This is a genomic window from Amycolatopsis sp. lyj-109 (genome assembly GCF_046548995.1).
Lineage (GTDB): Bacteria > Actinomycetota > Actinomycetes > Mycobacteriales > Pseudonocardiaceae > Amycolatopsis.
The window spans coordinates 288,474-297,916 of record NZ_JAJPWR010000003.1 but is presented as its reverse complement, the minus strand read 5'-3'; the positions used below and the strand labels follow the sequence as shown (position 1 = coordinate 297,916).

The 9,443-nt window shown below is 72.0% G+C and carries 11 protein-coding genes; 3 read left to right on the top strand and 8 right to left on the bottom strand.

Annotated features, from left to right (window positions below):
• Position 1: 1 nt before the first annotated feature.
• A complete protein-coding gene (locus tag ACLJQF_RS08810; RefSeq protein WP_410607933.1) occupies positions 2 to 697 on the bottom strand; it encodes a response regulator transcription factor in 696 nt (231 codons plus the stop codon).
• 42 nt (positions 698 to 739) lie between these two features.
• Between ACLJQF_RS08810 and hisN the strand changes: the two genes are divergently transcribed.
• Positions 740 to 1,525, top strand: coding sequence for a histidinol-phosphatase (hisN, locus tag ACLJQF_RS08805; RefSeq protein WP_410607721.1), 786 nt, complete (start codon positions 740 to 742; stop codon positions 1,523 to 1,525).
• A gap of 34 nt (positions 1,526 to 1,559) precedes the next feature.
• Here the strand turns inward: hisN and ACLJQF_RS08800 are convergent, their stop codons facing one another.
• From ACLJQF_RS08800 to ACLJQF_RS08780, 5 genes are all read right to left on the bottom strand, one after another.
• Positions 1,560 to 1,820, bottom strand: coding sequence for a hypothetical protein (locus tag ACLJQF_RS08800; RefSeq protein ID WP_003105220.1), 261 nt, complete (start codon positions 1,818 to 1,820; stop codon positions 1,560 to 1,562).
• The gene (locus tag ACLJQF_RS08795; protein ID WP_410607720.1) at positions 1,820 to 2,806 is read right to left on the bottom strand and encodes a TNT domain-containing protein; all 987 of its coding nucleotides are present in this window, start codon (positions 2,804 to 2,806) and stop codon (positions 1,820 to 1,822) included. The genes ACLJQF_RS08800 and ACLJQF_RS08795 overlap by 1 nt, the downstream gene beginning before the upstream one ends.
• Positions 2,807 to 3,035: 229 nt before the next feature.
• On the bottom strand, positions 3,036 to 3,965 hold the full coding sequence (locus ACLJQF_RS08790) for a hydroxymethylglutaryl-CoA lyase (protein ID WP_410607719.1): 930 nt from the start codon (positions 3,963 to 3,965) through the stop codon (positions 3,036 to 3,038).
• Positions 3,965 to 4,561: a PH domain-containing protein gene (locus ACLJQF_RS08785; RefSeq protein ID WP_410607718.1), complete on the bottom strand. Its 597-nt coding sequence runs from the start codon at positions 4,559 to 4,561 to the stop codon at positions 3,965 to 3,967. Before ACLJQF_RS08785 ends, ACLJQF_RS08790 begins: the two co-directional genes overlap by 1 nt.
• 84 nt (positions 4,562 to 4,645) lie before the next feature.
• On the bottom strand, positions 4,646 to 5,443 hold the full coding sequence (locus ACLJQF_RS08780) for a biotin--[acetyl-CoA-carboxylase] ligase (protein ID WP_410607717.1): 798 nt from the start codon (positions 5,441 to 5,443) through the stop codon (positions 4,646 to 4,648).
• An 81-nt stretch (positions 5,444 to 5,524) separates the two neighbouring features.
• Here ACLJQF_RS08780 and ACLJQF_RS08775 point away from each other — a divergent pair, with 81 nt between their 5' ends.
• Complete coding sequence (locus ACLJQF_RS08775) at positions 5,525 to 6,556, top strand: C40 family peptidase (RefSeq protein WP_410607716.1); 1,032 nt, start codon at positions 5,525 to 5,527, stop codon at positions 6,554 to 6,556.
• 404 nt (positions 6,557 to 6,960) lie between these two features.
• Here ACLJQF_RS08775 and ACLJQF_RS08770 read toward each other — a convergent pair whose 3' ends face one another.
• Both ACLJQF_RS08770 and ACLJQF_RS08765 read right to left on the bottom strand, forming a co-directional pair.
• Positions 6,961 to 7,617: an alpha/beta fold hydrolase gene (locus ACLJQF_RS08770; RefSeq protein ID WP_410607932.1), complete on the bottom strand. Its 657-nt coding sequence runs from the start codon at positions 7,615 to 7,617 to the stop codon at positions 6,961 to 6,963.
• Complete coding sequence (locus tag ACLJQF_RS08765) at positions 7,523 to 8,773, bottom strand: YbfB/YjiJ family MFS transporter (RefSeq protein ID WP_410607715.1); 1,251 nt, start codon at positions 8,771 to 8,773, stop codon at positions 7,523 to 7,525. Before ACLJQF_RS08765 ends, ACLJQF_RS08770 begins: the two co-directional genes overlap by 95 nt.
• Positions 8,774 to 8,851: 78 nt before the next feature.
• Here ACLJQF_RS08765 and ACLJQF_RS08760 point away from each other — a divergent pair, with 78 nt between their 5' ends.
• Positions 8,852 to 9,439, top strand: a complete 588-nt coding sequence (locus ACLJQF_RS08760) for a TetR/AcrR family transcriptional regulator (RefSeq protein WP_410607714.1) — start codon at positions 8,852 to 8,854, stop codon at positions 9,437 to 9,439.
• Positions 9,440 to 9,443: the final 4 nt, after the last annotated feature.

Sequence of the window (9,443 nt, the reverse complement as noted above, 5' to 3'; positions counted from 1 at the left end):
CTTATTCGGCGTTGAAGCGGAAGCCGACGCCGCGGACGGTCGCGATCCGCCGTTCGCCGTCGTGGGTCTTGCTGGTCCGCCCGGCGGCCTCGTCGGCGGCGATGGCGAGCTTCCGCCGCAGCCACGACATGTGCATGTCGAGCGTCTTGGACGTCTTCGACTCGAGGTCGTTCCAGACCTCGGCGAGGATTTCGTCGCGGCTGACGACCTGCCCGGCCCGGGTCATCAGCACGCGCAGCAGCTCGAACTCCTTGTTCGCCAGCTGGACCTCGTGGTTGTCCACGGTGACCAGCCGCGCGCCGAGGTCCATCCGCACCCCGCCGGCCTCCAGGACCTCGGGCGCCCGGCGGCGCAGCAGCGCGCGGATCCGGGCGAGCAACTCGGCGAGCCGGAACGGCTTGGCGACGTAGTCGTCGGCGCCCGCGTCCAGGCCGACGACGAAGTCGACCTCGTCGGTGCGGGCGGTGAGCATCAGGACGGGCAGCTCGGTGCCGGCGGCGCGCAGGCGCCGGCAGACCTCGAGACCGTCCATCCCGGGCAGGCCGAGATCCAGCACGAGCAGATCGACGCGCTGGGCGGCGGTGGCGTCGAGCACCGAAGGGCCGTCGGTGACGACGTGGATCTCGTATCCCTCGCGTTCGAGGGCGCGGGAGAGCGGTTCGGCGATGGCCGGATCGTCTTCGGCAAGTAGGACCATGCTCACCTGGCCAACTCTACGGCTCGCGGGCGTGAAAACATCGTGACCGTGCCTGGCTATGAAGATGATCTGGCTCTCGCCACCCGGCTGGCCGACGCCGCCGACGCCATCACGACGGCGCGGTTCCGCGCCCTGGACCTGGCGGTGGAGCGCAAGCCCGACCGCACCCCGGTGACCGACGCCGACACCGCGGTCGAGGACGCGATCCGCGCCCTGCTGGCGGCGGAACGCCCGGACGACGCGGTGCTCGGCGAGGAGCGCGGCGGCTCGGCCGCGACGGGCCGCGCGTGGGTGCTCGACCCGATCGACGGGACGAAGAACTTCCTCCGAGGAGTACCCGTTTGGGCGACCCTCATCGCCCTCGTGGAGGACGGCGATCCGGTCGTCGGCCTGATCAGCGCGCCCCTGCTGGGCCGCCGCTGGTGGGCGGCTTCGGGTGACGGCGCCTTTTCGAGCGACTCGGCCGGAACCCGGAAACTGTCGGTTTCGAAGGTTTCGTCCCTTTCGGACGCCTATCTGTCCACAACGGACCTCAACTCGTGGAGCGAGTACCACTCGCGCGAGAAGTACCTCGGCCTGGTGGACGCGTGCTGGGAGACCCGCGCGTTCGGCGACTTCTGGCACCACGTGCTGGTGGCCGAGGGCGCCCTCGACGTGGCGGCGGAGTGCATCGTCAACCCGTGGGACGTCGCGGCCGCGCAGGTGATCGTCACCGAAGCCGGTGGCCGGTTCAGCGACCTGGACGGCCTCGGCCGCTACGACAACGGCAGCGCGCTCTCGACGAACGGCCGCCTCCACGACGAGACCCTGGCCATCCTCAAGCGCTGAAAGGGGCACTTTCTCGTAAAAGTGCCCCTTCAGGTCAGGAGCCGGGGAGCAGGCCGACGGCGCCGCGGGCGACCTGGGCCCAGGCCAGCCGGCCGAAGAGGTAGTGGCACGCCACCTGTTCGCTGGTGAACCGGGCCCAGTCGTAGCGGTTGCCCTGCTCGCGCCAGAACACTTCCCACGCCTCGTCCTCGCCCTGCATCAGGCACCAGGCGTTGTCGACCTCGGCGCCGAGCGAGACGACCTCCGGCGGTACGCCCAGCACGCCGAGCCACCGCTGGATCGACTGGGTGTTCATCAGTCCTCATCCCCCTTGGCCTCGGCGAGGTAGCCGAGGGTCACCAGTTCGTCGGCCGCCAGCAGGGCACGGTACCGGGTGCCACCACCGACCTGGCCGAACCAGTTCGCGGTCTCCGAGCGCCACATCGGCACCTTGCGCACCACGACGTACCGGCGGTACTCGGCGTCCAGGAACGCGGGTGGCAGCGAGCGTTCCGCGAACGGCGTCCCGTCGGCGAAGAGCACCCGCCCGTACGCCGGGCCGAAGCGGTCGAGGACCGTGTCGGCCGGGACCATCACCGGCTCGGGCCAGTCCACGCTGCATTCGGGGAACTGCTCGCCCGGCGGCCACGCGTACTCGGGGCCGAGCTCGCTGTGCCCGACGACGAACCGGCGGATCCACACGGCCTGTGTCGCCCGCGCGTACGGCACGTACCCCTCTTTCAGGTGCCGCGGCACCGGCCGCGACGGGGCGGTCGGTGACCGGCGGAAGCCCGCGGTGACGTTGGTCAGGGCCTGGTCGTCGAAGATCAGCCGGGCGTCCGGGTGGTCGTTCGGCGCGAAGCCGTCCGGGTCGTCGGGCAGCGGCAGCTGGCGCGCCGGCTTGTCCATCGCCACCGGCAGGTGCCCGATCGGGAACATGTGCACCAGGAACAGCGCGACGACGCTTCCCCGCTCCGTGCGCGGCGAGCCGAGCGGCGGCAGCGGCACGGGCGAACCCGGGTTCGGTGGCGGGCCCGCGACCGGGGGCGGCCCGGCCACCGGCGGGGGCAGCGGAGCCGGCGGCGGCGTCGGCGGGGCCGGTGGTGCCGGTGGCAGCGGGAACGGCGGCAGCAGCGGCGACACCGCGTGCGGCCACGCCGCGGGGTTGCCCGAGGGCGGGGTCGGCGCCTCTTCGAAGGCGCCCGAATCCGTCAGGCCGTACCCGGGCAGCTGCACCGGCCCGGTGTCGAGGTCGGCCTCGACCGGTTCGGAGCCCGCCTCGGAAGGCTCGGTCACACCCATCCTCCGGCTCGGTCGGTGCCTGGTGGGCACACGCTGTTCGACGCGGCCGCAGCGCTGTCGGCCCCCCTTGATACCGCACCCCATCCCCCAGGGCGCGACGAGGTCGCTAGTTTTCCGGGGGCTCCGGGTGGCGGAGCCCCCGGCCCGGGGCGGGGCCCCGGATGTCTCAGTTGTTTTCCGGGGGCTCCGGGTGGCGGAGCCCCCGGCCCGGGGCGGAGCCCCGGATGTCTCAGCTCAATGCTGCGACCACGCGGGACGGGCTCGGGCGGCCGAGCTGTCCCGCCATCCACGCGCTGGCCGCCACCAGCGCGTCCAAGTCGACGCCGGTGGTCACCCCGAGGCCCTCCAGCATCCACACGAGGTCTTCGGTCGCCAGGTTCCCGGTGGCCGATTCGGCGTATGGGCAGCCGCCGAGCCCACCCGCCGAAGAGTCCACAGTCGACACTCCACATCGGAGCGCCGCGAGCGTGTTCGCGAGAGCTTGGCCGTAGGTGTCGTGGAAGTGCACGGCCAAAGTACCGACATCGCCGAAGAGCCCGATGAGTGTTTCGACCTGGCCGGCCGTGGCGACGCCGATGGTGTCGCCCAGGGAAAGTTGCGAGCACCCCATCTCCAGCAGGCGGCGGCCGGCGGTGGCGACCTGCTTCGCCGGCACGACGCCTTCCCAGGGGTCGCCGAAGCACATGGAGAGGTATCCGCGGACGTCCAGGCCCGCTTCCCGGGCCCGCGTGACGACCGGCTCGAACATCGCGAACTGTTCGTCGAGCGATGAGTTGAGGTTCTTGCGCGCGAACGTCTCCGTCGCGCTGGCGAAGATCGCGATGTGCTGGACGCCGGCTTCCAGGGCCCGGTCCAGGCCTTTCTCGTTCGGGACCAGCACCGGGTACCGGACGCCTTCGCGGCGGTCGAGGCGGGCCAGCAGCTGCTCGGCGTCGGCCAGCTGCGGCACCCATTTCGGGTGGACGAAGCTGGTCGCTTCCAGCGTGGTGAGCCCGGCGCCCGCGAGGCGGTCGAGGAATTCCAGCTTGACCTCGACCGGGACGATCGTCTTCTCGTTCTGCAGCCCGTCTCGCGGGCCGACCTCCCAGATGGTCACCCGGTCCGGCAGCTCTCCCGCCGAGGGGACCCGCTCGGGCAGGCCCAGTGCGCGTGTACTCATCAGCGGCGTCTCTCGCCGCGCGGCGGGCGCCCGCCGCCCTGGGGCGGCAGGGGCGTGGTCTGTTGGGGCTGCGGTGGAGCACCCGCACCCGGCCGGTAGTCGTCGTACGGGTTGTCGTTGACCTCGCGGTAGATGACCGTGTGCACCTTCTCGACGTGCGGGATGTCCTCGAAGCGCAGCGGCTCGTCCGACGCCGACTCGATGATGAGCGTGCCGCAGCCGAAGACCCGGTCGAGCAGGCCGTGCTCGAACTGGACGCTGTTGATCCGGCCCATCGGGATGTCGATGCCGGTGCGCTTGAGGACGCCCTCGCGGGCGATCAGCCGGTCGGTCGTCACGATGAAGTGGGTGGTCCGCCAGCGCACGAGTGGCGCCAGGAACAGCCACACGACCAGCACGAGCGCCACGACCGCGACGGCGATCAGCCCGACCGAGTTCCACGGCGCGGACGCGTCCTTGGCCAGGATCGCGAGCCAGGTGCCCGCGCCCAGGGTGACCAGCAGCGCGAGCGTGGGGAAGATCAGCATCTTGAAGTGCGGGTGACTGTGCACCACGACGTGCTCTTGCTCGCTGAGCAAATCGTCCGGATAAGCCACGGCGGACGCTCCCAAGGTCGGTGCGGCGGTGTCGTCTCACCGTACCGGCGAGCGAGGAGGCGGTGGGCGCAACGCCCCGAAGAATCAGGCCGGACGCACGTGGACCACGTCACCTGCGAAGACAGTGTGCCGCTGTCCGCCCGCCACGTCGACCTGCAGCTGGCCGGCGGCGTCGATGTCGGCCGCGCGGCCGGTCAGCGCCGTCCCGTCCGGCAGCTGCACCTCGACGTCCTGGCCGAGGGTCGCGCAGTGGGCGCGGTAGTCGCCGAGCAGGCCGGCCTCGGTGAGGTCGCCGCCGGCGAGGCGCCACCGCCGCTCGAGGTCGGCGAAGCCGGTGAGCAGCGCGATGGCGACGTCGGTGCGGTCGGTGTTCGTGGCGCCCTGCTCGGCCAGTGACGTCGCGGGCAGCCCGCCCGGGCCCGGCTGGACGTCGCCGAGCGGCAGGACGTTGAGGCCGATGCCGAGCACGATCGACGGGTCGTCCCCGGCCACGGCTTCGGCGAGGATGCCGGCGCACTTGGCGCCGTCGACGAGGACGTCGTTGGGCCACTTGAGCACGGCGTCCACCCCGACGGACGCCGCGGCGGCCCGGACGGCGAGCCCGGCGACGACGGACAGTGAACCCAGCACCGCGAAGGGGACGCCCGGCCGGAGCGCGACGCTCAGGTACAGCCCGGCCCCCTTGGGCGAGCTCCACGTCCGAGCCCGCCTGCCGACCCCCGCGGTCTGCTCTTCGGCGAGCAGGACGGTCCGGTCCGCGGCGCCGTCTTCGAGCGCTTTCCGCAGGTCGGCGTTGGTGGAGCCGGTGCGCTCGACGACGTCGATCTTCGCGTAACGATCTTGAAGCGCCGCACTGAGCCGGACAGCGTCGATCTCGGGCATGTGCCCACAATATGGGAGTCCCCCTAACGTGCAAGCTACTCACTCGTTCACAAAGAGGTGTGCTCTTCTAAGTTGGACCCCGTGACGACCAAGCCGACCTCCTGGGCCCGCGGCGCTGCGCTGCGCGGCCTGGTCGCGCTGCCGCTCGTCGCGGGTCTGGTCACGGCGGGCTGGCTGCTGGCCGAGAGGGCGCCGGAACCCGCGGCCGCCCCGGCGCCCCCGCCGGTGGTGCGCGACGCGGCGTCGGGCCCGTCGGTCCTCGAAGTCAGCGCACCGGTGAAGGCCCGGGAACCGGGCCAGGGCGCGTCCGGCCAGGGCGGCAAGAGCCCGCTGCGGCAGTGGGCGGAGCAGCTGGCCGGCCCCCTCGACATCCCCGCGGACGCGCTGATCGGCTACGCGAACGGCGAACTGGCGCTGCGCGGCGAAGACCCGTCGTGCCACCTTTCGTGGGTCACCCTGGCCGGCGTCGGCTCGGCGGCGTCGAACCACGGCCGCGACGGCGGCAACCTCCTCGGGCTGTCGGCTACGCAGGCCAAGAGGTACGGCGCCGACGCGCCGATCGCGGCCGGGCGGGCGTTGTGCGCGGGCGGCACCGACCTCGGCGCGGGCCCCGGCTGGTGGAAGGCGATCGCGGCGTACCACCCGGGCAGCGAGACGGAACTGTTCCGCCAGCGCGTGCTCGGCATGGCGCAGCTGTACGCGACACTGTCCCTCGACCCGGCCTCGGCGGACTCCCCGCGGATCCGCGCGACCCGGTTCGCGCTCGGCCAGCTCGGCCTCCCGTACGTCTGGGGCGGCAACGGCCCCGACGCGGGCGCGGCGGGCTTCGACTGTTCCGGCCTCACGAAGGCGTCGTACGACAGCGCGGGTGTGGCCCTGCCGCGGACGGCGGACAGCCAGTTCCGCGCGCTCCCGCCGGTCCCCGCGGCGCAGGAGCCGCGCCTGGGCGACCTGGTGTTCTACGGAAATCCGGCGACCCGCATCCACCACGTCGGCCTGTACCTGGGCAACGGCCTGATGATCAACGCCCCGACCGAGGGCCAGGCGATCCAGATCCACACGTACCACTCGAAGGGCGACGACTACGCGGGCGCGGGCCGCCCGGCCAACTAGGCTTTATTGCATCGAACGCAACATTGGCCAGGGTTTGATACTTCCTGTTCATACTGGTCAGAGGGTTCTCCGGCGAGGTCGGCGATGGTAGTGGCATGTCGCTGACCTGGACTGTTGGAGGTGGATGCAACGATGTTGTATCTGCTGCAACCGGAGGTTCAGGTGGTGCGGCAGAGTATCCATGCTCGAACCAACCACGCCGCCCAATACAGCCTCATCCAAATGACGTACCCTGAGCGGCAGCATCAGATGCGTCGCGCCTTCCAGATCACTTGCCCACCGATAGATCCCGGCGGGCGAACGATGGACTTGCGGTGCGCGGTCGGAGTTTGGCCGACGAACCAGGCCGAGGACGCCACTCAAACTGGCTTAGCTGCCGGGGGAATACGACAGGGTTCGAATACCTACACTCCACCAGCTTGACCGGGCACGGCGAGCAGGATCTTCAGCAGCTCGCCGGGCGCGTCCCGCATGAGGTTGTGGCCGCCGTCGAGGGCGTGCGTGGTCCACGCGGGATCCGCACGCAGGCGCTGGTAAACGGGAGTGAACGGCGATTCGCCGTCCCATCCGGCGGCGTAGACGTAGTCCCGGCGCCGGAACCGGGCCGGGTCGCCGGCCAGGCGCAGCGGCTGGAGCAGGGAAGCGAGCGGATGCGGGGTGGCCCGCGGGTCGAAGAACGGCAGCGGGCGCACACCGTAGCCGGTGTCGACGACGTCGAGGTACCACCGGCGTTCCTGCTCGGAGACCAGTGTCCAGCAGGAGTCGCCGTGCGCGGGCACGACGGCGTCGAGGTACACCAGGCTGTCCACGCGCTCGGGGAGGCGGTCGGCGGCCCCGGTGATCACCATCCCGCCGTAGCTGTGGCCGACCAGCACGGCGTCGCGAACGTCCTCGGCCGTGAGCAGCGCGGTCACGTCCTCGATGTGCGTGTCGAGGTTGACCCCGCCGGGCAGGAGGTGGCTGCGCTCACCGATCCCGGTCGGCGTCAGCGGGTGGACGACGTGCCCGTGCCCGCGCAGCTGCTCGGTCAGTCCGGCGAAGCACCAGCCGCCGTGGCACATGCCGGGGACGAGAACGAAGGTGGCCATGAGCGTGCTCCTTGTGGTTGTCGGATCGGGTCAGGGTCACCACGGCCGCCGCTCCGCACAGGACGGCGGTCCAGGCCAGGGGTGCGGCGGTCGAGGTGTGGTCGGCGAGGATGCCGGCCAGCCACGGCCCCACGGTCTGTCCCGTGGCGAAGAGCGCGGTGAACGCGGCCAGGGTGGCGGTCCGGTCGGCGGGCGGCACGGCCGTCCGGATGTGCGCGGTGACGGCCGCCGGGACCGCCATGAAGGTCACCCCGTAGCCGGCCACCGAGGCGAGCACCACCGCAGGCGACGGAGACAGCAGTGCCGGCGCCGAGCTACCGGCCAGCACGCCGAGCACGACAGCCAGGGCACGCGTGCCGGGCCAGCGTGTGATCGGGCGGCTCCACACGACGGGGGACGCCATGACGGCGGCACCCAGCACCGTCCACGTGAGCACCACTTGCGCGAGGGGTGCGTGCCGGTCGGCCAGGTACACGGACAGGAAGGTGATGTAGGTGATGTAGCCGGACGCGAAGAGGAAGTACGCCACGGCCACCCGCCACAGTGGACGCACCCGCACCCGGCCGTCCGCATCCAGCGGCCGCTCGTCGTTGAATCCGGCCGCCCGCCACGAGACCAGGGCCGCCAGCCCGGCCGCGGCGCCCAGGGCGAGCCACGCCACCCGCCAGTGCCCGGCCAGTGCCGGGACGGTCAGGCCGCTGAGCACGATCCCCAGCCCCGCGCCGGCGAAGTACACCGTGATGGGCGCGCTCGAGCCGGCGGTCATGCGGGCCACGATCACCCCACCGGCGATGAACACCACCGCCCCGCTCGCCCCCGCCACCGCCCGAACGGCCAGCAGCACCGCGAAGTCGTCGCCGCCCGCTGTGCCGGCCAGCGCCAGTGCCGTGACGACCATGCCCCAGCGGAACGCCGCGGCGGCACCCCACCGGCGCACCACGGCCGCCGTCACCAGCGCGCCGGCCAGGTAGCCCAGCCCGTTCGCGGTGGCGACCGATCCCGCCTCGGCCAACGTCCACCCCAGGTCGTCTCGCATGGCCGGAACGAGCAGGCCGTAGGCGAACCGCGCGAGCCCCAGCGCGGACGCGGTCCCGAGCGCCAGCCGCGCAGCCCGCCCCACCGCCGTCATCTACACCCCAGAAGATCGAACCGATCAGTTCGATCCGGACGCTAGCACACTGATCGAACCGATCGGTACCATCGTCTTGTGCCGGTTTCCAAAGGTTCCACCATCGACCCCGGGCGGACCCGCGCCGCGATCCTGCAGGCGGCCACCCGGGTCTTGTACGAACGCGGGCTCGACGGCGTCGGCGTGGCCGAGCTCTGCACCCGCCTGGGCGTGTCCAAGGAGACGCTTTACCGGCACTTCGGCAGCAAGGACGGGCTCGTCCAAGCGGTGCTCGAGGCACGAAGCGACCGAGTCGTCCGCCGGCTGACCGACGCGGTCGTGGCCGCCGGCGAGGATCCCGCCGGCCGGCTCATCGCCCTGTTCGACGTCCTCCAGGGCTGGTACGACGAGCCGGCATTCCGCGGCTGCGGCCTGCTCAACGCCGCCGCCCAGCACCACACCGACCCGGTCCGGGCCATCACCGCACGCCACCTCGGCCGCTACCTCGACCTGCTCACCGAGATCGCCGAGGGGGCCGGAGCCGCCGACCCACTCCGGCTCGCGCGGCAACTGCTCATCCTCGTCGAGGGCGCCACCGTCGTGGCCGACCACCACAACCCCGCCCACACGGGCGAACTCGCGCGCGAGGCCGCACTCACCCTGCTCGCCGCGGCCCGCCGACCCTGACGGG